Raw genomic sequence first — 22,420 nt, 5'->3', positions numbered from 1 at the left:
ACCGTAGCCAATAAATTCTCCTCTTCCTATTCCAAGGTGAATTATAAGGCTTTGATTTATATGTTTTGTTAGAACCCCGTATATAGAAAAAATTTCAGGGCTTCTTAAAATATATGAGTTATCATCGGTAAATCCACCACCTTCTTTTGGGTCTCCACCGACTGAGGAAATATATTTTTTCCAGGAAATGTTTCTAATACCAAGTGAAATACCCACTGGATATTTGTCTGCTTCTGAAATTAAAACAGTTCCCAAATCTAAACTAATTTCATTTAAAGTAAAAACATTTAGTCCTAAGAACCATTTTCCGTTAAAGGAAACAAAGCCATTTAAATCAAAATCAGTAACATGGGGATCATATTTTGATGCCAGAGAAAATGAAGAAGAAGTACCAATCTGCCAGAAAATTGGATCCTTAGGAATTTGAGCTGTTGGCAGTTCCAAAATTGCGGTTGGTCTTAATACTTGAGATAATATAATAATCTTATAAAAACTCATGGAATCCCTTTTTTTCAAATTTTTTTTATTTATAAAATTATAATAGAGAAAAGCAGGATTTTCAAATTTCAACAGCTTGAATTCAAAATTCCTGAAAAGTATAATTTCAATGGGATGCTTAAATTCAAATTTCAACAACTTGAGTTTGAAATTCTTAAAAAGAGTGGGATAATTTTAATTTTTTTTATTTATTTTTCTCTTTGTAAAAAACCTCCAGAACCTATTATAGAAAAGGAATTTTCTTTAATTCTTGAATATCCTTTAAAGGGATATTCACAGGGTCTTTTTTTAAAGGATTCACTTTTATTTGTAGCAAATGGACAAGGCGGACTTGTTATTTTAAATATTTCCCATCTACCAGACTCAATTATTCTTCTTTCTCAAAAAGAAACAGGCTATAATGCAAAATCAATACATGTAAAAGACTCTTTTGCTTTTTTAGGTTTTGATGATATAAACAGAAAGGGAATATGGGTGTACGATATAAAAAATTTAAAAAACCCAAAATTAATCACAAGCGATGAAGGAGTTTCCTATGTTTATGATATTTCCTCTCCACCTCAAGATACACACTTTCTTTATCTTGCCTCAGGATACTTTTATTATATTGAAGATTTATCAGGACTTCCTTATTATCTTTCTTTTGTAAAAAGATACCATCCACCCGGAAAAGTAAGAGGAATATACTCTGATGAAAACTATGTGTATCTTGCTTGTGAACAAATGGGAGTTGTAATATTTCCTGCACTTATTCCAAATGTCCCAGATAGTGAAGCTATTATTTCTTGGATAGATACCCCGAATAATGCAAGAGACATATTTGTAAAAGATAATAAAATTTTTGTTGCAGATGGATATGGTGGGCTTGTTATAATTGAAATTAGCGACATAAAGAATCCTACTGTTTTATCGAGGATTTCTTTACCTGGATATTCTCAAAAAATTGATGGTGACGGAAATATGGTGTATTTAGCTTGTGGAAGTTCAGGTGTTATTGGGGTTGATATTAAAAATATAATGGAACCAAAAGTTTATGCAGTCTATAGAACATCTTATGCCTATGATTTAGAAATAAATGAAGAATATATCTTTGTGGCTGATAGAGATAAGGGTATTATTGTTTTATCAAAGGAGGTAGAGTGAACATTTTTATTATTTTTATAACTTTAACAGTTTCAAAATTTTTGTCTTTTAAAACAGAATATCTTAACCAGGGGGAATATATAGGTAAATTAAGGGATATATATGTTTTAATTGAGGATACAAAAGAAGAGAATTTAATTTTTGAGGAAAGAATAGTCCCCCTCTCGCTTTATCCTTTTTATAAGAAATCAGGAGTTATAAACGCAAAGCCAAAACCACAAGGTTTTCTAATTATAACGAATTCAAATTTTTTATCCTATATGAATGATTTTATATTATGGAAAAAAATGTGTGGTTATTATGTGGTTACTGAAGTAATTTCTGGAGGTGAGTCCCCTCAAACAATAAAAAATATTATCCTTTCCCATTATCAAAATGATTCAATAAAACCAGAATATGTTTTACTTGTTGGTGATGTTGATTTAATTTCACCCTTTTACGGTTTACCATGGGCAATAACTGATAACAAGTTTGTAACAGTTGATAATGACTTCATTCCTGATATTTTGGTTGGAAGAATAAGTGTTTCAACTGTTGGAGAGCTACTTACATATTTATCAAAAGTTTTAAATTATGAGAAAAACCCTTATGTTTCTGATACTTTGTGGTATAGAAGATGTCTTTTTATAGGTGCCCGTTATCCTCAACATGTATGGACAGCTAAAAAAGTAAAAAAATGGATAAGAGAATTTTTGCTAATTAAAAACTATTTTAAAGGAATTGATACAGTTTTTTACCCACCAACAGCTAATGGTGTTTCCCAAATAACTTCTATATGTAATAATGGGGTATTATTTGTAAACTATAGAGGCGGAGATGGTGAATCAAAAAGATGGATTTATCCACAGTTTACTTATTTAGATGTCGATAATCTCTCAAACGGATTCAAGCTTCCAATAGTTACAAGCTTTGTTTGTTTAACAGGTGCTTTCCATGATAATTCTCCAATGTGTCTCGGTGAGAAGTGGATTAGGGCAGGAACGGCTACAAATCCAAAGGGAGGTATAATATTTATAGGTTCAGGTTCAGGTGGTACTCATACAAAAGAAAATAATATTTTAGATGAGCTTTTTTATAAAGGATATTCAGAGGATTCTTTTCCATCTATTGCTTCTTTACTTTTAAATGCAAAATTAAACTTAATCTCCCATATTCCAAACCAAACTGATCCAGATTCTGGCATAGGTTTTTACTTTCATACTTACAATATCTTAGGTGATCCATCACTTTTACCTTACAAAGGCGTTCCCAAAAGTGTAGAGGTAACTTTCCCCTCTTCTTTATCAATAGGAACAGTATCAGTAAAGATAAATGTAAAGAGAAATGGTATTCCTCTAAAAGATGTTTGGGTAAGTGTTTATAAAGAAAATGAAGCAAGAGACTTTTCGTTAACAGATGAAAATGGTGACGCCTTTTTGAACTTTAAGCCTTTAACTTTAGGTAATCTTCATGTTGTAGTCAGAGGTTTTGATGTTTATCCTCAAATTATAAGTATCCCTGTTATAGAAACAGCTCACTATGTAGGTATTAAAAGCTTCTCATTTTCAGATTCAATTGGTCATAACGATTCTCTTTTAACACCATCAGAAATTGTAAAGTTAAATGTATCCTTTAAAAATTTTGGTACCCAGAATGTAAACAATGTTATTGCAAAACTTTCTTCTTTTGATGGATTTGTAAATTTAATTGATACTCTAAGGGTTCTTGGAAATTTTTCACCCAATGAAATAAAGAATACTCATTTTAAATTTAAAATTTCTCCTTCCTGCTCCTCTTCTCATATTTTAAAATTTAAAATAGATGTAAGTTCAAATGAGGGAACCTTTACTAATTATATAAATTCTAAGGTCTTTGCTCCTAAATTTAAAATTGACAGTTTCTATGTAATTGATGAAAACTTCTATCCTGAACCAGGTAATCTTGAGTATCTTGTTCTGAATTTAAAGAACATTGGTAATTTTAAAGGGTATAATGTAAACGGAATATTAAGGACACAAAATCCAAAAATAATCATTATTGATTCAATTTCCAACTTTGGAAGTGTAAAACCAGATTCTCTTTCTTCAAATAATCAGGATCCTTTTATTATAGAGGTGTCTCAAAATGCCTTCCCCGGTGAAAAAATTGAATTTGAACTTTCCTGGAACACTCAAAGTGAAGGTTATGGAAAATCTAATTTTAATTTAAAAATTTGTACGCCAGGTCCTTTGAATGTAACAGGACCTTCAAAGTATGGTTACTATGTTATTGATGACGAAGATACCTTATTTTCAAATAGACCTACATTTTCATGGATTGAGATTGACCCTGCCTTTGGAGGTGGTGGAATTCCTTTAGATATGAAAAATGATACAACAAAAATAATTAATTTACCCTTTAATTTTAAATATTATGGAATCAATTATGATAAAATTTCAGTCTCTGATAATGGTTATATTATTTTTGGTAATTCCAATGTTTCAGATCCTTATAATTGGCCAATCCTTTCAAAGGGTCTTCCAGATGGTTTTGTGGCTCCTTTCTGGGATGATTTAGATCCAGAAGCGAGTGATTCAAGTCGTGATGTTTATGTATATAATGATACTCAAAATCATCTATTTATAATAGAATGGAGCAGAGTTCAACATATTCACAATTATCAGAATCATTTAAAAGGTGATCTTATAACATTTCAAATAATTTTGTATGATCCAAACTATTATCAAACACAAACAGGTGATGGTATTATGAAAATTCAGTATTTAAAAATAAAAGATGATGATTCAACACATAATTACTCCACAATAGGTTTTGAATCTCCTGAAAGTAACGATGGTATTCAGATCTCTTTTAATAAAAGGACAGCAGATGGAATTCCTCATATAAAAAATGGGAGAGCTTTTTTAATCACCACAAACACACCACAAATTTTTATAAGAGAAAAGAAAAGCAAATTTGAAAATTTAATTTATATCCCTTCTATCATAAAAAATTCTTATACAATAAATTTAAATGAAAGTTTTAAGATAAAAATTTTTGATTTAACAGGGAGAAAAATTTTTGAGAGTAAAGGCAAAGTAAAAGTTTTAAAAATTGATAGAAAAATTTTTAAAAAAAGTGGACAATTTTACTTAATTTTTGAAAAGGAAAATGTTTCAATTAAAAAACTTATCTATTTCAAATAAATTAAGGAGAGGTATAAGATGAAAAAAATTTTTATTATTTTAACCTTATATGGTATTTCCTCTGCTCAGATAAATGGTGCAAAATACCTTATCATAACTCCTGATATCTTTTATAACCAGGCATTGATACTTGCAAAATGGAAACATAAAAAAGGTATTCCTACAAAAGTTGCTAAGTTATCAGAGACAGGAAATACATATACTGCTATAAAAAATTACATTATAAACGCCTATAATTCTTGGGAAGTAAAGCCTGAATATGTCCTTTTATTTGGATCTGTTGAATATGTCCCAACACATCCTTCTGTTGATCAGAGTATTCAATATCAGGGACATGATCACTACTATTCCAATTTGCTGAACGATGTTTTACCTGAAATTGCTGTTGGTCGATTACCCTTCACAAATCGCCTCTCAAGCTGAAATGATGGTTCAAAAGATACTTTCTTTTGAAAAGACACCACTTTTAAATCCTAATTGGTATTTAAGGGGAACAACAGTTGTAAGAAGAGACTATGATGAATCCGATCAGGTCTATTTTCAAGATACGAGAATTGTCAGAAATTTTTGGATCCAATATGGTTATACAAAAATAGATAGTTTTAGAAACGACCAGGGACATACCTATCAAAACATTATAAACAGTGTAAATGAGGGGAGAGAATTTGTTTTATATAGGGGTTCGGGGGTAGGTAATTGGTATCCTCCTTTTAATGTTAATCCCTATAATGTTTCTAATAACAATAAACTTCCAATTATTGTAAGTGCAACTTGTCAGACAATCTCAATGTCCTCAGGAGAAGAATTTGCAGGAGAAGCATGGTTAAGGGCAGGGAGTCTCTCAAATTTAAAAGGCGCAGTTGCATTTCTTGGAACTACAACTACTGATTTTGGTCTTGCAAATTATAGGAGCGCCTTTGTAAGGGGATTTTTTAAAAAGATCTATAGGGATTCTGTACTTATTCTTGGTGAAGCCTTCAAAGCAGGTAAAAAACAGATTTTTGATTCAACAGGAAATACAAAAGAAGTGATGTCGTGGCAATTACTTGGTGATCCCGAGTTAAATATATGGACAAAACCACCTAAAAGTTTTGTTGTAACTTATCAGAATCCAATTCAAGTACCTTTATCTTTTGAAGTAAACGTTAAGGAGTCAAATACTCTTTCGCCTGTTTATAAAGCAAGAGTTTGTATAACTCATAAAGACAATTTAATATATCTTGTTGGGGAAACAAATCAAAATGGTAAAATAACTTTCAATTTACCCCAATTAAATCCCTGTACTTTATATTTAACAGTTACAAAGTTCAACTATCTTCCTTGGGAGGGTGAGGTCTATGTTCTTTCATATGAAGGTCCTTATATAAACTATCACTCCCATATAATATTTGATGAGAATGGTAACGGGCTTATAAATCCTGGAGAATATATAACTCTTGCTATCGGAATAAAAAATACGGGAAATCAACCTGCAAATTCTTTAAACGGAAAAGCAAGAATAAATTTACCGCTTATAAATTTAACAGATTCCTTAGCTTTTTTTGGAAATGTGATGCCTGATAGTATCAAATGGGATTTATCAGCCTTTTCTTTTCATGTTTCATCATCTTGTCCTGATGGTTATAATATACCCTTAAATATGATTTTTTACGATTCAGGTGGTAATTTTTGGAATTTTAGTTTGAACTTAAAAGTGAATGCAATTAATCTTTCTCCTGTGAAAGATTCAATTTCTGATGAAGTACCTATAGGTAACGGAAACAACACATGGGAACCAGGAGAAAAAATTAAGTTTTTCTTCTATTTGAAAAATTTTGGATCGCAGGATGCATACAATGTAAAAATTTCATTAAAATCACTTTCACCTCTACTTTATGTTATTGATTCTTCCTCCTTCTATGGAAATATAAAAGCAGAATCTACAAAGGTTAACACCAATGATCCTATTATAATAAAGTCAGATATAAATACTCCCTGTTATTATATATTCCCCTGTTCATTAAGAATAAGTGCTGATTTTTATTCTCGTAAAGAGCATTTTTCTGTTAAATTTGGTATTTTACCTGGAACAATTCTTCATACATTTCAGGTTCCACCGCAAATGCAAGTTGGTGGTTGGATAACTGGAATTGCCTATGATGGGACAGGATTATGGATAGCTGACTATTACAGTAATTATTTATACAAAGTTGATCCAAATAACGGATCCTATATTGCTTCGATTCCAGCACCAGGTGGAACTAATGTTTACGATATCAGTTTTGATTCATTGACACAGACTTTATGGGTCAACAATAGAGGAACGGATAGAATCTATAGAATAAATATGAATGGACAGATAATTCAGGATTTTCCTTCGCCTGCCCAAGATGCCGCAGGTCTCTCTTTTGATGGTCAGTATCTCTGGATAAGTGAATACAGTACAAACATAATTTATAAAGTTAATCCTCTAAACGGAAGTATAGTTGGAACTTACACCCTTCCCTATCCAGGGGGCGGAGTAAGAGGAATATGTTTTGACAAGCTGGGTCAAAATGGAGGGACACTTATCAATGTTAGAATATTTTTAAGTGGAAATAATTTTGATAGTACTTATGTATACGAATGGGATAGGGTAAATCATACATATACAGGTAGAAAGTTCAAACTAAATATGAATATCAGAGGAATAGAGTATGACCCGAACACTGGAGACTATTGGATATCTGAACCTCGTTTATCAGTAAGGGGGTATATTCACAAAGTGAAAGGGTTTAATTGCCAACCCGTTGTTATAAAGGAAGCTGAAAGGAAAGAAGAGGAAAGTTCAATTTTAAAAGTTTATCAGAATGTATATAATAAAAATCTAAAAATAGTTTTGAATTTAAACTCAAATAAAAATATCTCTCTTTTTTTGATGGATGTGAGTGGTAGAAAGATAGATGAAATTTACAGGGGTAAAATAAATTCTGGGATCCACAATTTTGAATTGGAAATTAAGAAACAAGGTGTATACTTTGTTATATTAAAATGTGATAATCAAATAACATATAAATTCATTAAATTTTAAAAAGGGGAAAATATGATGGGATTTATCTTTATTTTGAACATAGTAAACTATAACTATAGAGGGTGCGATTATGGTTTTAAAAGAGGAGAGGCTTGGATTGCAGTTTATGATTCAGTTTTTATAATGTATACAGAAAATGAAGGTTTAAACTGGCTATATATAAATCCTGGGACACAGAGGGGGCTTTTTGATATATTTTTTATAGATTCCTTAAGGGGATGGATAGGTGGAAGACTTGGAGAGATAAGATACACCCAAGATGGTGGACTAACTTGGTCTTTACAATGGATAGGTTATACAAAGTGGGTAGCAAGAATCCAGTTTCTTGATTCCATACATGGGTACGCGGCAGCTGGTGATTACACCGTTCTTGTTACATCTAACGGTGGACAAACTTGGAACATAGTATTCACTCAGTATATGGGAGTAGACTTCTATGGAATTCATTTCATAAGTCCCCAGATAGGATTCATATGTTCAGGACTTCCTACAGAATTTGGGACTCCAGGTTATGTTGCAAAATCAATCGATGGGGGATTTACATGGAATACATTATTAGAGGCAAATGGTTTTGATTTATTTGACTTATGGTTTTTTAATGAACAAAAGGGGATAGTTGTTGGTGGTAATGATTTAGATACTATTTCACCTGTTATTTTTAAAACAGATGATGGAGGTGCTACTTGGACACAAATAATTCCCCCCGGATATTATTTAAGGGCAGTTCATTTTGTTTCGGAAAGTAAAGGATGGGCATGCGGCAGATTTGGAACAATAATAAAAACAGAAGATGGAGGTAATACTTGGACATTGCAGAATGTAGGTAATGCTCAAACTCTATTTGATATAGATTTTCTTGATTCACTTCACGGAGTTGCTTCAGGAGAAGACGCTATATTTTTTACAAATGATGGAGGAAACACTTGGATAAATGTAAATGTAAGAGAAATAGAAAAGATAAACAAAAGGAAAATTTATTTTACTACTTTTCCTCATAGAGAGTATTTAAAAAGTTTTAGAGGAAAGGCATTAAACATTTCAGGTAGAAAAAGTAGTTTTAAAGAATTAAAAAGAGGAATTTATTTTATAAATTCAAGTGAATATAAGGGCAAATTTATTATTTTAAAATGAAATTTTTTCTTTTATTCAATTTTTTAATTATACCTCCTGAGTATCACACCTTTAAGGAATTACAAAAATTTCTTGATTCGATAATACCATTTTATAAAGACATTGCAAAAGTGGAAACACTTAATTATACAGAGGTTGATTTGAATCCCATAATTGTTGTAAAGATCTCTGATAATGTTAGATATGATGAAACAGAACCTCCCCTTTTATTTGTTGCACTCCATCATGCTGAGGAGCCTCTTGGTCTTGAGATATGTATAGAGCTTATAAAAAGACTTTTGACATTCTATGGACAAGATCAAAAAATTACAAAATTTGTTAATGAATGCGAAATATATATAGTCCCATGTTTAAATCCTGATGGGTACAGTGTTGTAACAGAGGGAATCTGTGAAATATGGAGAAAAAACAAAAGGGATAACAATAAAAATGGTATTTTTGATTATAAATGTGGAAAAGAAGGGAGAGGAGATGGTGTTGACCTAAATAGAAATTACGATTATTTATGGAATAACGCTGGCTCACCAGATGATACAAGTGAATATTATAGAGGACCGTTCCCCTTTTCTGAACCAGAGACTAAAAGTATAAAGACTTTATGTGAAAGAGAGAATTTTGTTATTGGAATAACTTATCACAGTGCGAGGACTGGATTAGGTGAGGTTATATATTATCCATGGAGAGATGGAACAAAATTGTGTCCTGATTTTATATTCATAAAGGAAGTGGCTGATAGTCTTGCCCTGAATATAAAAAGTGACATAACAGGTGAACCTTATATTCCTATGGTAACATCCAGACGGCTTGGTGGAGTGTTCAGAAACTGGATTTACACAAATTATGGAACTTTTGGTATCTTAATTGAAGTTTCAGATACAACACTTCCTGCCCCTTGGAGAATCCCAAAAATTGTGGAATACAATTTGAATGGCGTTTATTATCTTTTAAGAAGGGCCTCTTATAATATAATCAAAGTGATAATTAAAGATTCAATTACAGGAATGCCTCTTGATGCCTCTTGCAGAATAATAGAATTTGATACACTTCCTGAGATAAAACATATCTCAACAAAAGTAAATGGTGACATTTATAGACTCCTAAAACCAGGCAATTATACCCTTAAAATAGAAAAGGAAGGTTATAGAGAAAAAATTGTTAATTTCACTTTGGGTGAAAAAGAATTTAAAGAAATTAATATTTATCTCTATCCTCTCGTTTATGATACTTTTCCGGAAGATGTTTATATTTTCAAAAATATAACAAAAAATAGCATAATTCTCATTCTTTGGATTAAGAATAATATAGATAGTCCTGCGTTTTACCTATATGATAAGACTGGTAGAACTGTTAAAAAAATCATCTTTAAAAACCTTTCACCAGGATTCTATAGGAAAGAAATAAGTTTAGATTTTCAAAAAGAAATATATTTTTCTGTACTTAAAACTAAAAATTATAAAAAAAGGAGTAAAATAATTTTTATAAAATGAGCCTTTTAACAGCGAGTTTAATTTCTTTAGGAGTATATTTAACTATTGAGATTTTTCGCTATCAAAAACATTTAAAAAATTTAGAAAAAATAAATAATAGAATTCATGTTAATGGTACAAGAGGAAAGTCATCAACAACAAGACTTATATATCAAGGCTTAAAAGCAAATCCCGCGAATATTGTTGTGGCAAAGACAACAGGGACTGTTCCAAGATTTATATTTCCTGATGGGAAAGAATTACCTATTGCTCGTCCCGGTAAACCTAATATAATTGAACAATTAAGAATGGTTAAAATTGCAAAAGATTTAGGTGCAAACTTTTTTGTAACAGAATGTATGGCAATAACCCCTGAATACATAAAAGTTTTTGAAGAAAATATAATGAAAAGTAGTGTTGGAGTTATAACAAATGTAAGGGAAGATCACCTTGACGTGATGGGTCCTACCCTTTTAGATGTTGCAAGAAATTTGTGCCTTTCAATTCCAAGGAAAGGCGTTCTTTTTACTTGTGAAGAAAGGTTTTTTGACATAATCAAGGAAGAATGTAAAAAAAGGAATACAGAAATTTTTTATGTTGATTCTTCCTGGGTAAATGAAGAGATCCTAAAAAAATTTACTTATATAGAACATAAAGAAAATATAGCGATTGCATGCAGTGTATGTGAATATTTTGGGATTAAAAAAGAGGAAGCCTTAAAAAGCATGTATAACGTGAATCCAGATCCCGGTGTTCTTGAAAAATATTTTATAGAAGAAAAAGGTAAAAAAATAGAATTTTACAATGCCTTCTCAGCAAATGATCCTGAATCAACTTATATTTTATGGCAGAATTTTTCAAAAGATAGAAAAACAAAAATAGTTTTATTTGTTTTAAGATCAGATAGAGCTCAAAGGACAGAATCATTTTTAAAATTCTTGGGAGATAAAATAAAAGGGGATTATTATATAGTATGCGGTGAACACTCTTTTATAGTTAAAAATAACCTTATTAAAAAGGGCATTGAAAGAGAAAGAATAATCACTTTTAGAAATCCTAAACCTGAAGAAGTTTTTGAAAGTGTTTTAGAACTCAGCGAAGATTCAGTCTGTATGGGAATAGGAAACATTGTAGGGCTTGGGAATAAAATAAGAGAAATTTTTAAATCAAAGAGGACTTTATGATACTTGCACAGTCGATAGCTATTGGTTTAATTTTGACTTTATTTTCTTCTGAAATAATTGGGTCAATGGCTGGTGGGCTTGTTGTTCCTGGTTATATTGCCTATATATTAGATAAGCCGGATCTTTTAATTGGAACGCTTATTGCAAGTTTTTTAACCTTAATTTTTTTAAAAATCATTTCAAACTTTTCTTTACTTTATGGAAGGAGGAGGCTCCTTGTCACAGTTTTACTTGGCTTTTTATTCTCTGAGCTTTCACGTTTTATTGCAAGCTCACCAGTGGGAGAAATTGCTATTATGATAAGGGCATTTGGTTTTATAATTCCAGGACTTTTAGCCTATTGGATGGATAGACAAGGCATAATTCCAACTTTAAGTACTCTTTCCGTCGTTTGTGTAATTATAAGATATGTTGTTATTCTGATAAATGGTGGAGCACCTGTTTTTAAATGATTTTAAAAAGAAAACTAAATAATATTGATTTTTTAATTCTATTTTTATTGGGAGTTTTATTTTTCTTTATTGAACGAAAAACGCTTACAAAAAAGCCTGTAAAGTATTATAAGTTGAAAGAAAAATCAGCAGTTCTTACGCATAAAGCTTTTTTGCTTTTAAAAGAAGAATTTATTAAAAGAGGCGGAGTTATAGATTCAATAAATGATCCAGGAAAAACAGGACTTATAGGTTTAAGAAGTTCTTTGATAACAGAAGAAGAAGCGGCTCTTGAAACGAAGTTAACGAGTATAAACCCAAATTTTTCTGCCCTTTTTATTGATATGTTTAAAAAGTTAAATTTAAAAAAGGGAGACTATGTGGGAGTAAGTTTAAACGGATCTTTTCCTGCATTGAATATTTCACTTATTATTTCCGCGGAAGTTTTAGGCCTTAAACCAATAATAATTACATCTTTAAGTTCATCTGCATGGGGTGCAAATCACCATTTTTGGACATATCTTGATATGGAAAATTTTCTTTATGAAAAAAAAGTAATAAAAACTAAAACGATCGCAGCTTCATTAGGCGGCATAAATGACGCGGGCATGGGGTTAGAAGAAGAAGGAAGAAACATTTTGAAAAAGGCGATTGAGCGAAATAACATCCCTATCTTTATAAATGAAAATTCACTTGAAAGGTCAATTGAAAGAAGGGTTAAAATTTACGATAGCCTTTCAAACGGTAACATAAAACTTTTTATAAGTATAGGTGAAGTAATGGCAGATTTAGGTTTTTCTGATATGATTTATTATTTAAGATCAGGAATAAATGACCCCTATGATAGAAAAGTAGACTTTAATAAATTACCAGTTAAAGGTGTAATTGTAAGATTTCTTGAAAAGGGGATCCCTGTTATAAGTATTCATAATATAGTGGCGATCGCTAAAAAGTATAACATGCCTATTTCACCAATTGAAATGCCAAAAGCCTGTGAAGGGAGCCTTTTTTTTGAAGAAAAATATTCAATTCCCTTAATAATTCTAGAGCTATTTGGTCTGCTTTTTCTTTTATTTTTAATCTTAAGATTCGATATAAATTATATTCTAAAAAAGAAAAAAAGAGAGGAGAGCGTATGAAAAAAATAATTTTAATTATCTCTTTATTTTCTTTGCTTTTTGCCTATTGGGAGGAAATTAAATTGAATTTGAAGAATGAAAATTTAAAAAGTGACTTACCAATTCATTTTGAATTAAAAGAACCAAAATCAATCAAGATTTATGTTGAAAATAAAGGTAAAGAGGCAGATTTTTATATTTTTAAGGACGGTAAGGAATATAAAAGTTATAAAGTTAAAGAAAAAAAAGAGATAAAGCTACTTCTCGAGACAGGAAAATACGAGCTAAAAACAGAAGAGGGAAATTTTTATATGAACATTTTTGAGTTAAAAAAGATTAAATTAAAGAGTTTAAATTTAGAGGGTTTTCCCATTACATGTATTATAAATGAAAAAAGATATGTCTATTATAGAATTACTCATGACACTTTTTGTAGTTTTAAAATAGAGGGACCTGAAACAATTTATGTATATATAAGAGGAGATTTTGATAAAAAAGGAAAAAGAAAATATGACATATTTAAATTGAAAATTCTTGATAATGAAAATGAAATTTTTTCAAAAGAGTTTGAAGGAAGAGTTTCGAGAAAGACAAGATTTTTAGAAAATAAAAATATTTTACCTAGTGAGGCAGAAAAAATAAAGCTTGAACTTCCCAAAGGAACTCATTCAATAAAAATACTCTTTGAAAAAGGTAAAGGCTGTGTAAAAGTTTATGTAAAAAAAAACAAAAAAAATTTAAAGTCTCTTTTTTAATAAATTCAGGTTATGATTCAAATGTATTTAAATTTTCAGAAAGAGATATATCAAATTTTTTAGAAGGTAAAAAACTTTATAAGTTTACGTATGTAAGGACGATTGATGATCTATTCTTAGAATTAAATCCTGAAATAATCTTTTCTTTAAAAGACTTTTATTTTAAATTATCACCAAAATTTAAAATTTTTTATAAAAATGAGTATAAAAATTACGGGAATTTAAATTTTTTATTTAAAACGTTAAAAGATAAAGAAATATTTTTAAAAGTTTTTTATCAACCTTATTTTTTTATAGGTCCTGTTTTTATAAAAGAGGAAGATCTTACTTATCCTCTTGAATTTTCGCTTTTTAAAATCTCTTCTGGTATTGTGTTTAAAAAAATGAATTTAAATCCTTTCTTTGAAACTGGGGTTTACTTTTACAACTTTTATCCTAACTTTTGGAATTATCTTGATGCCTCAAAATATTTATTTTTATTTGGTATTAATAGAGTAAACTTTGGAATCTCTTATTTAAAACCATTTAATCCCCTTTCCTATAAAGATTGTTCATACATATCTTTAATTCCTGAAGTAAATTTAAATTACAAATTTTTAAAATTAGATCTTAATTTTGAAATCAGAAAATTTCTAACAAAAAATAAAACTGATACACTTCATTTTAAAAGATATGACTATAAAATAAATTCACGTTTAGAGACAAAAATTGATTATAAAGATTTTATTATTTCTCTATTTGCAATTTATGAACAAAGATTTATAAATAATCCCTATGAAGATGACCTTTTGGAGATTTTAAAAGAATACAGGAAGTTTGTTATTGGGATAAAATTTTATTTTACTCTTTTCAATAGATGAAAAAAATTAAAAATAAATTTACAAAAATATTGTACACTTTAGAAAAAGAAAAGATAAAGTATATAATAACAGGGGGAGTTGCTGTGATTATTTATGGATATTTAAGGACGACAAAGGATGTTGATTTAATTCTTGATTTTAAAAAAGATAATGTTGAAAGATTTTTAAAAATAGTAAAAAAATTTGGTTTTATTCCAAGGGTTCCTTTTGATTTTAAAAGGTTAATTGACAAAAAAGAAAGGGAGAAAATAATAGAAGAGAAGGGAGCAAAAGTTTTTACATTTATAAATCCTTACGATCCCTTTATTTCAATTGATATACATCTTGAATATGATTACTCAAAAATTAAAAGGAGAAGGATTAAATTTAAAGACACTTATTTAAAAGTGGTAGCTTTTGATGAACTTATAAAGATGAAGAGAAAAGCAGGCAGGCCACAAGATATTATAGATGTAGAAAATTTATTAAAGATATATGAAAAAGATTAAGGATGCCTATGAAGTAATTAAATCATTAGATGAATTAATTGATTTAGCACGGAAATTTATGAAACCAGAAGAAGTAATTAAAAATTTAATAATTGATGGTAAAGAAAATATAAATATAAGATTATGGGTGTTAAGGGAGATAAAAGGTTTAAAGGAAAAGGAGATGGCAAAAATTTTAGGTATTTCTTTAAAAAAATATAAAAGATTTGAAAGGTTTAATGAAAAAGTTGACGAAGAACTAATTTATAAGATATCAAGAAAATTTAAGGTTAAGGTAAAATGGTTAAAATGTAAATCTTTAGATTTTTTCCCTTAATAATTTGGAACTATCTAAACTCTTAATTCGTCTTAATATATGAAAAAGGAGAAAGTATGAAAAGAATAATATTAATAATTCTTTTAATTGGGGTAGGTGTTTTAAATTCAAAGGATAAAAAAGGTTGGCTTGGTGTGTATGTAGAGGATATACCGGAGCATTATAAGGTTGCACTTGATATTGAATATGGGGTAATTGTAACAAAAGTTGAAGAAGACTCACCAGCAGATAAGGTCGGCATAAAAGAAGGAGACATAATTTTAAAGATAAAAGATGAAAAGATAATTGACACGGATGACTTAACTTACTATGTTAAAAAACATCCAAATGAGGAAGTGAATCTTGAGATTTTGAGAAAAAATAAGAAAATTTCTTTAAAAGTAAAGATTGGTGAAAGAGAGCCATATAAATTTGAGATTGAAAAAAGAGTAATCTTATCACATAAAGAAAATCTTAGAGAGCTTATAAAAAATCTTCGTGAGTTAATTAAAGAACTTGAAAAAAGGACTAAGGAGGTTGAGGAGAAGACTGAGTAAAAACTTATCAAAAATTTTGATGTGGTAAAAGTCTTTTTATAAGTTTTTCTTTTTCTTCTTTTGTTTCCGCAAGAATTAAAAGTGCAATGAGTTTTGAATCTTCATGCATCCTTTCAAACCCAATTTTTATTTCCTCCTGTGTTTTCTTTATTTCTTCGTGCATCATTTCGAATTTCCTATCCATCCTTTCAAATCCCTTATGCATCTCTTCAATTACCTTATGATGCATCTCTTCAATCATTCTCAATGTATTTTCTCTTGTAATTTTTCCATTTCTCCATGCAAGATATTTAACTGCAAATGCTAAAAATGTCACACCAAAACCTATAATTGAGAGCGCTATCTCCATAATTTATTATTTTTCTTTTAAAATTCTCTGTAAATGAACTCTATGAATTTTTAACATCCTCGCCGCTAAAGTAATATTTTTATTACACTTTTCCAAAACCCTCATTACATACTCTTTCCTAAAATTTCTTAAAACCTCCCTTAACGGCTTTATTTCATCTAAATTTATTTTCGGCTCCCAAACATCATAATTATAAATGCAACTTTTTATTTCATCCCTAGATATTATCCTCCCCTTTTCCTTTTTAATTACATATTTTTCTATAATGTTTTTTAATTCCCTCACATTCCCCAGAAAAGGGTAATTCTCAATAAAATTTAACGCCTCCTCTGAAAACTCATAATAGGGTTTATTATACTCCTCACAAAATTTTTTTAAATAATACTCTGCAATACACCTAATATCCTCTTTTCTCTCTCTTAAAGGCGGTATGTTAATTCTTAGTACATTTAATCTATAATAAAGATCTTTTCTAAAATTACCCTTTTCAACTTCTTTTTCAATTTCTCTATTTGTTGCTGCTATTATTCTTACATCAACTTTTATACTTTTTCCTCCTCCAAGAGGAAAATTCTCCTTGTTTTCAATCACATCAAGCAATTTCGCCTGAAGTTCTAGAGGCATTTCAGATATTTCATTTAAGAAAATCGTTCCCTTATCTGCAAGTTCAAACTTCCTTTTTTATCCTTAAAAGCACCTGTAAATGCCCCTTTTCTATAACCAAATAGTTCACTCTCTATTAATTCCTCGGTATAGAAGCACAGTTCACATACTCAAAAGGAAAGTTTTTTCTTACACTAACATAGTGAATATATCTTGCAATAACATCTTTGCCAACACCTGTCTCACCTGTAATAAGTAGAGGAGAATTTGAATTCGAAAATATCTCAATATTTTTCATTACTTCTTTATAAAAATTGGATCTTCCAATAAAAGGAAATTTTGATCTTATCTCTTCACTTAGTCTCTTAATTATACTATTTTTTTCAATATCTCTCAGAATGCTTTGAACTGTAATTTTTAATCTTTCTTTTCTAATAGGTTTCTCTATGAAATCAACTGCCCCTAATTTTATTGCCTTTGCACCACCCTCAGCTTTACCATACCCTGAAATCACACAAACAGGTATTTTTTCATTTTTAACTATTTCCTCAAGCAAACATAGCCCATTCCCATCAGGTAATTTTATATCAATGAAAATCAGATCAAATTTTAAATTTTTAATTTTTTCCTTTGCCTCTTTTATATAGTTTGCAAAATGGACTTCAAAATTATCCCCAAGTGTCTCTAAGAAAGAGTATTGAATTCTTTTATCATCTTCAACAACTAGTATTTTATTCATAGTGGTAGAGAAATTTTTACTTTTGTCCCCTCACCTTTCTTTGAGTAAATCTTTATTTTTCCACCATAATTTCTTACAAGCTCTTTAACAAGATATAAGCCTAAACTAAGGTGATCTTCTTTTTTTTGTATAAAATGGCTCAAAGATTTTTGAAAGTTCTTCTTCATCCATACCCTTTCCCTCGTCCTCCACAGTTAATTCAAAAGATTTAAACTTCTTGACTGTTTCAACCTTTATTTTACTTTTTCCATGACTCTATCGCATTTTGAAGCAAGTTCTCAATCAAGATTTAATTCAAAAGTTATATCTGGATAGTAAATCTTTTCTAATTTCTCCACAATATTTTTTATCAAGCCATTTACTTCACATTTTCCCTCCTTAATTTTTATAATTCCTAAATAGACGTTTAAAAAATTCATAATTTCTTCTATTTTTTTATAGTCTTCTCTTACTTTTCATCTCCCTTTTCGAGGATAAAATTACTTAAGTTTGTAAGTGTGCCTTTCATCTTATGTAGGGATTCTAAAAGAAGAAGAGGATCTATTCTATCTTTAAAAGTTTCTCTATTAACTCTTCTTCCTACTTTGAACCCTGTATAAAATATCCCTGAAATTATTAAAATTACTAGTAGGAGAAACAAAATTTTATAATTAAATTTTTTCTCAAATCTAAAGGATAAAGCTTTATATCTCTTTAAGTCCTGTGGAGCTTTTTCCCACAAAATGACTGATTTAAAGCCCTCATGTTCAAAAATATAAAGATAAATCTCATCTGCAAATATCCCAAGATTTCCTGTTTCAAAAGATGAAGGCATATTAAATTTTGTGTTTCAGATCTCTAATTTAGAGGTTTTATAAGAATTATCTCTTTTTTTGCCATCTAAATTAATGTCTAAAGGTATCAAATTTTCTATTCCTTTACCAAGATCTACTTTTTTGATAATATTTAGATCTTTATCAACTATCAAACAATTGCCAGAAATAAATAAAATAAGAAGTTCTTCTTTACCATCATCGTTTATATCGATAGAATTAAATTCAATGATATTTTCATAAAATTTCTTTCTTTTTATGATTTCTCCGCTTTTTCCACATATTAAAAATAAATTTCTCTCCTTTTCTTCCTTTACACCTCCAAGCTCACATACATAAATGTTTCTTACCCCTTCAAGGTTTGGTTCACTAATTATAAATTCTGCTAATGTTGAATAGGAACCAACAACATGATGAAAAAGCATCCTTCCATCCATATCAAATACAAAAAGATAAGAGGAAAAGTCGTTAAATCCGTTATAATCACTACCATTGGAGGGAGAAAAGCTTCCGAGTATTAACTCAGGAACTTTATCTCCATTTATGTTTTCTACTTTCCATCTTGCTGTTGTTGCGCCACTTACAAATTTCCATAAAACTTCGTTTTTCTCTTCATCTATCGCAAAAACTCCACGTGGGTATAAATCAAAACCAGTAGAGACAACTGCTATTAAAATATTTTTGTTATTATATTTAACTTTTAAGACTCCACCCTTACAGATACTCCCTATCCATCCCTTAGGTGGTACTCTATCTCTAACTTCTGTTATAAAGTATTTCCAAGATTTATCAGAATAAGCTTTGATAAAAACTAAAAATAAACTATCATTTTTTAAGTAGGAAAAGGCAAGCTCTAAATCAACACCACCATCCAAGTTTATACTGTTTGTAAAACCAACTTTACCATGAGGAAAATTTAGTTGAAGCAGAATTTGCCCAACCGGTGATTTTGTATGATAGGTTCGAACATTACCTTCAGCAGGAAAACACTCTATTATTTCATAAGTTTTATCCATGTTAAAATCGATTGCTGAGGGAATATCAACAGAATAACTCTCATATAATGTGATTAAATGAATTTCTTCGTTGAATAAAAAATTTATTACTAACAAAATTAATTCTTTACTCATTCCTTAAAGTTGACTAGTAAGAAAATTTTCAAAATTATAGGGTAAATAAAGATTTTGTTTCTAATAGATTAAAATTTAAACTTTAGGTCAATATGATGGGTAATTCCAAGAACACCTCTTGGAACAATTGCATAATCAAGCGAAGTGGCTTTTTGATTTAAACCAAAACCAAATCTAAAAGCAGAAATAAAACCTGCATCAAATGAACTTTTAAATCCTCCCCTTATTTCAAATATATTTTTTATGGCATAAGACCCCCCTGCTGAAACAAACGGTAAATCATCAGTGGGAATCGAAAGCTCTAAAGTAAAAAGATAAGGCGTTTTTGACTTTTTATATAAAGCTCCCAGCTTAAAAATAGTAGCAGGAGAAAAAGATTCTTTTATAAACTTTATTTTTGTTCCAAGATTAATTATTGAAAATCCAACTTTAATAGATGGAATATTTGGAATTATATACTTTGTTCCAAAAGAAAAAAGAAAAGAATTGCCTCTTTCTTCTTCAATCTGTTCTATTGCATAAGAAAAGGCAACCCCTATTTTTAAAAATTTAGATACATTTTTCCCAATACCCATATGAATTGAAAAGTCATAGGGTGTAAATTCTCTTGTTTTAAATCCAAGTTCATCTCTCCCCTCAATTTTTCCGTAATTTAAGTAATTGAGGGAGATTCCATAATTAAAAAGCTTTGTCCTGCTTCCAAAAGCAAAGTAACTTTCTTTTATATTATTCCATAAAAGGGAACTGTAAAAGGAAATTTCATAGTTTCTTATACCTCCTAAAAGAGCAGGATTGAAAATAAAACTTAAAACATCACAGGGTAAAGCACAGGAAGCCTCGCCAAGAGCAATATCTTCTGCGTCCCTCAAATTTTTTAGAAATACAAAAGAATTATCATCGGGATTAAAAAGACTAAAAATTAAAAATGTTAAGATTTTCATATTTTACCTCACTATTGCAATTTTACCAATTTTCCTCTTTTTATTTTTATCTTCTATAACATAGGTGTATACACCAGAGGCAACCTTGCCATCCCATCTTACTGAGCCATCCTCATCAGCTGTAAGTTCCTTAATTTTATTACCATTTACATCAAAAATGATTACTTTGGCATTTGCTGATAAATTTGTAAAACTAATATGACTGTGTCCCTGTGAGGGCTTAAAAGGATTAGGATAAACAAAAGCATCATCAAGATCTTCCCTTGCTTTTCCCCCCTTTATCAAAATAAAAACACTATCTATAGCAGTGGCTGAATCTTTATCTATACCACTTATATAAAGTGTTCCATAATAATGGCCATAGGGACTTCCATCCCTTATATAAGATATGACGTTTACTTCAAATTTCTCTCCTATTACTAAACTTTCTGGTAAGTTACCATAAACAAATGCTTTGGATAATCCACCCTGGGGTCCCCTAAGTAAAACAGTATCTGCCCTTAATTTGTATATCACCCTTTGAGAGGGTCCATCCGAAGGATCGGGATTAAATAGGCTATCTGTATTTGCGATAAGTAATTTCTTTATAACGTATAAGTCACAGGGTACTTCACCAAAGTAAAGGGTGTCATTCTTAACATCAAGTGTATCTCCATGTATATCTAAATCAGATAATGTAACAATTACTTTACCTCTTATAAAATAGATATTTCCTAAAGGGTCTTCCTTTAGGTCTTGCCAAACGAGGAAAAAGTTAGTTAATCCAGAGATTGTATCAACAAATAAAGAGGGTGGATAAAAGGCATTACCAAAGTTTGCATTTGTTGTTCCTGTGAAAGTTGTGTCAAAGTCAAAGACAATCTGTGCAGGACTAAAGGCATTTAAGGTATCTGAATAGGCAGACATTAATATACTATAGTGGTCATCCCTCACAAGGTTTGAGTGCCAGGCACAAACTCCTCTGCCTTGTGGATCAACAAAAAATACAGGTCTAAAGTTACTTTTCCCTGAAGAAACGTTAGCTTTCACGTTTTTAGTGAAATAAATAGAATCACCAGAAATTACCCTCTTTGCAAAATAAATTTGGGGTTCTCCATCAGGGAATCCTCTTGCATCCTCCCAAACAACAAGAATCTCACCTTTGTAACAGGTAATGGACGGGCTACCTCTATAGGCTTGGTAGCCTGGATTATCAACAACAAAGATATCTTTATTTAAAAAATTGTTTCCTTTATCTTTTGAAAAGTTATAGCCTATATCAGGGTGTGGGTCCTGGTTATTACCAGAGTTTCCTCTTGCCCAAGCAACATGGACATAACCTGAATCATCAACAATCACATAAGGTGAACGATTAACATTATCAAGGTTTTTATCAACAATACCCAAGTCAACAAAACTTCTTCCTCCATCGAGAGAGCGAGCGATTCTTATCTGAATGAGTCCAGTTCTGTCATCAGCCCAAACAACATAAATTGTATTTTCATCGTTTGGATCACAGGCTATTTTGGGTTGGGGTCCAAAATTTATGTTTGAAAAGGTACTATAAATAACTTTTACACCAGGTAATGTATCAGGTAAAGTGAAAGTGTTTCCCCTATCTTCCGAACGTGTATAGTAAATTTTTCCTTTACCTGCCTTTACAGATTGCCAAACAATATGTATTACTCCACTTTTTGAAACACTCATCCAAGGAAAATAATCATCCCT

The 22,420-nt window shown here is 30.1% G+C and carries 22 protein-coding genes and 2 pseudogenes; 14 read left to right on the top strand and 10 right to left on the bottom strand.

All coding sequences use genetic code 11. The annotated features are described in order from the left end of the window. Nucleotides 1–570: hypothetical protein (locus tag ABDH49_05230; GenBank protein MEN3046365.1), on the bottom strand; the 570-nt coding region annotated here is incomplete at its 3' end. A 42-nt stretch (nucleotides 571–612) separates the two neighbouring features. Between ABDH49_05230 and ABDH49_05225 the strand changes: the two genes are divergently transcribed. The 14 genes from ABDH49_05225 (at nucleotide 613) to ABDH49_05160 (ending at nucleotide 16,139) form a co-directional block, all read left to right on the top strand. Then, the gene (locus tag ABDH49_05225; GenBank protein ID MEN3046364.1) at nucleotides 613–1,641 is read left to right on the top strand and encodes a hypothetical protein; all 1,029 of its coding nucleotides are present in this window, start codon (nucleotides 613–615) and stop codon (nucleotides 1,639–1,641) included. Beyond that, entirely contained in the window at nucleotides 1,638–4,805 is a 3,168-nt protein-coding gene (locus tag ABDH49_05220) for a C25 family cysteine peptidase (GenBank protein MEN3046363.1), read from the top strand. The genes ABDH49_05225 and ABDH49_05220 overlap by 4 nt, the downstream gene beginning before the upstream one ends. A gap of 18 nt (nucleotides 4,806–4,823) precedes the next feature. Then, entirely contained in the window at nucleotides 4,824–5,228 is a 405-nt protein-coding gene (locus ABDH49_05215; protein MEN3046362.1) for a C25 family cysteine peptidase, read from the top strand. Beyond that, nucleotides 5,170–7,854 (top strand): C25 family cysteine peptidase, encoded by a 2,685-nt coding sequence (locus ABDH49_05210; protein ID MEN3046361.1) that lies wholly within the window; start codon nucleotides 5,170–5,172, stop codon nucleotides 7,852–7,854. Before ABDH49_05215 ends, ABDH49_05210 begins: the two co-directional genes overlap by 59 nt. Nucleotides 7,855–7,866: 12 nt before the next feature. After that, nucleotides 7,867–8,985, top strand: coding sequence for a hypothetical protein (locus tag ABDH49_05205; protein MEN3046360.1), 1,119 nt, complete (start codon nucleotides 7,867–7,869; stop codon nucleotides 8,983–8,985). Further along, a complete protein-coding gene (locus ABDH49_05200) occupies nucleotides 8,982–10,472 on the top strand; it encodes a M14 family zinc carboxypeptidase (protein MEN3046359.1) in 1,491 nt (496 codons plus the stop codon). Before ABDH49_05205 ends, ABDH49_05200 begins: the two co-directional genes overlap by 4 nt. After that, complete coding sequence (pgsB, locus tag ABDH49_05195) at nucleotides 10,469–11,635, top strand: poly-gamma-glutamate synthase PgsB (GenBank protein ID MEN3046358.1); 1,167 nt, start codon at nucleotides 10,469–10,471, stop codon at nucleotides 11,633–11,635. The genes ABDH49_05200 and pgsB overlap by 4 nt, the downstream gene beginning before the upstream one ends. Next, nucleotides 11,632–12,087 carry a poly-gamma-glutamate biosynthesis protein PgsC gene (pgsC, locus tag ABDH49_05190; protein ID MEN3046357.1) on the top strand — a complete coding sequence of 152 codons (456 nt, stop codon included), beginning with the start codon at nucleotides 11,632–11,634 and terminating at the stop codon, nucleotides 12,085–12,087. Before pgsB ends, pgsC begins: the two co-directional genes overlap by 4 nt. Beyond that, nucleotides 12,084–13,205, top strand: coding sequence for a poly-gamma-glutamate system protein (gene pgsW / locus ABDH49_05185; GenBank protein ID MEN3046356.1), 1,122 nt, complete (start codon nucleotides 12,084–12,086; stop codon nucleotides 13,203–13,205). The genes pgsC and pgsW overlap by 4 nt, the downstream gene beginning before the upstream one ends. Further along, entirely contained in the window at nucleotides 13,202–13,939 is a 738-nt protein-coding gene (locus ABDH49_05180; GenBank protein MEN3046355.1) for a hypothetical protein, read from the top strand. Before pgsW ends, ABDH49_05180 begins: the two co-directional genes overlap by 4 nt. A gap of 383 nt (nucleotides 13,940–14,322) precedes the next feature. Continuing rightward, complete coding sequence (locus ABDH49_05175; GenBank protein MEN3046354.1) at nucleotides 14,323–14,799, top strand: hypothetical protein; 477 nt, start codon at nucleotides 14,323–14,325, stop codon at nucleotides 14,797–14,799. Continuing rightward, nucleotides 14,796–15,287: a hypothetical protein gene (locus ABDH49_05170; GenBank protein ID MEN3046353.1), complete on the top strand. Its 492-nt coding sequence runs from the start codon at nucleotides 14,796–14,798 to the stop codon at nucleotides 15,285–15,287. Before ABDH49_05175 ends, ABDH49_05170 begins: the two co-directional genes overlap by 4 nt. Then, the gene (locus ABDH49_05165) at nucleotides 15,274–15,603 is read left to right on the top strand and encodes a helix-turn-helix transcriptional regulator (protein ID MEN3046352.1); all 330 of its coding nucleotides are present in this window, start codon (nucleotides 15,274–15,276) and stop codon (nucleotides 15,601–15,603) included. Before ABDH49_05170 ends, ABDH49_05165 begins: the two co-directional genes overlap by 14 nt. A gap of 56 nt (nucleotides 15,604–15,659) precedes the next feature. Beyond that, a complete protein-coding gene (locus ABDH49_05160; protein ID MEN3046351.1) occupies nucleotides 15,660–16,139 on the top strand; it encodes a PDZ domain-containing protein in 480 nt (159 codons plus the stop codon). A 7-nt stretch (nucleotides 16,140–16,146) separates the two neighbouring features. On the opposite strand, the gene ABDH49_05155 is transcribed toward ABDH49_05160, so the two are convergent. The 9 genes and pseudogenes from ABDH49_05155 to ABDH49_05115 form a co-directional block, all read right to left on the bottom strand. Further along, entirely contained in the window at nucleotides 16,147–16,488 is a 342-nt protein-coding gene (locus tag ABDH49_05155; protein MEN3046350.1) for a hypothetical protein, read from the bottom strand. Nucleotides 16,489–16,497: 9 nt separating this feature from the next. Continuing rightward, nucleotides 16,498–17,418: pseudogene (locus ABDH49_05150) on the bottom strand (sigma 54-interacting transcriptional regulator). Between the two features lie 91 nt (nucleotides 17,419–17,509). Next, nucleotides 17,510–17,830: pseudogene (locus ABDH49_05145) on the bottom strand (response regulator). Then, on the bottom strand, nucleotides 17,827–17,997 hold the full coding sequence (locus tag ABDH49_05140; protein ID MEN3046349.1) for an ATP-binding protein: 171 nt from the start codon (nucleotides 17,995–17,997) through the stop codon (nucleotides 17,827–17,829). The pseudogene ABDH49_05145 and the gene ABDH49_05140 overlap by 4 nt, the downstream one beginning before the upstream one ends. A 111-nt stretch (nucleotides 17,998–18,108) precedes the next feature. Beyond that, nucleotides 18,109–18,249, bottom strand: a complete 141-nt coding sequence (locus ABDH49_05135; protein ID MEN3046348.1) for a hypothetical protein — start codon at nucleotides 18,247–18,249, stop codon at nucleotides 18,109–18,111. Between the two features lie 29 nt (nucleotides 18,250–18,278). Continuing rightward, nucleotides 18,279–18,644 (bottom strand): hypothetical protein, encoded by a 366-nt coding sequence (locus ABDH49_05130; protein ID MEN3046347.1) that lies wholly within the window; start codon nucleotides 18,642–18,644, stop codon nucleotides 18,279–18,281. A gap of 15 nt (nucleotides 18,645–18,659) precedes the next feature. Then, the gene (locus tag ABDH49_05125; protein ID MEN3046346.1) at nucleotides 18,660–19,772 is read right to left on the bottom strand and encodes a hypothetical protein; all 1,113 of its coding nucleotides are present in this window, start codon (nucleotides 19,770–19,772) and stop codon (nucleotides 18,660–18,662) included. Between the two features lie 68 nt (nucleotides 19,773–19,840). After that, nucleotides 19,841–20,713, bottom strand: coding sequence for a PorV/PorQ family protein (locus ABDH49_05120; protein ID MEN3046345.1), 873 nt, complete (start codon nucleotides 20,711–20,713; stop codon nucleotides 19,841–19,843). A gap of 3 nt (nucleotides 20,714–20,716) precedes the next feature. Next, nucleotides 20,717–22,420 (bottom strand): T9SS type A sorting domain-containing protein (locus ABDH49_05115; GenBank protein ID MEN3046344.1); only part of this gene is annotated, 1,704 nt, incomplete at its 5' end.

It is taken from the genome of Candidatus Hydrothermales bacterium, from assembly GCA_039630235.1.
In the GTDB taxonomy this organism is placed as follows: domain Bacteria; phylum Hydrothermota; class Hydrothermia; order Hydrothermales; family JAJRUZ01; genus JBCNVI01.
The sequence above is the reverse complement of the archived record's forward strand: the minus strand, read 5'-3'. Positions and strand labels throughout refer to the sequence as shown.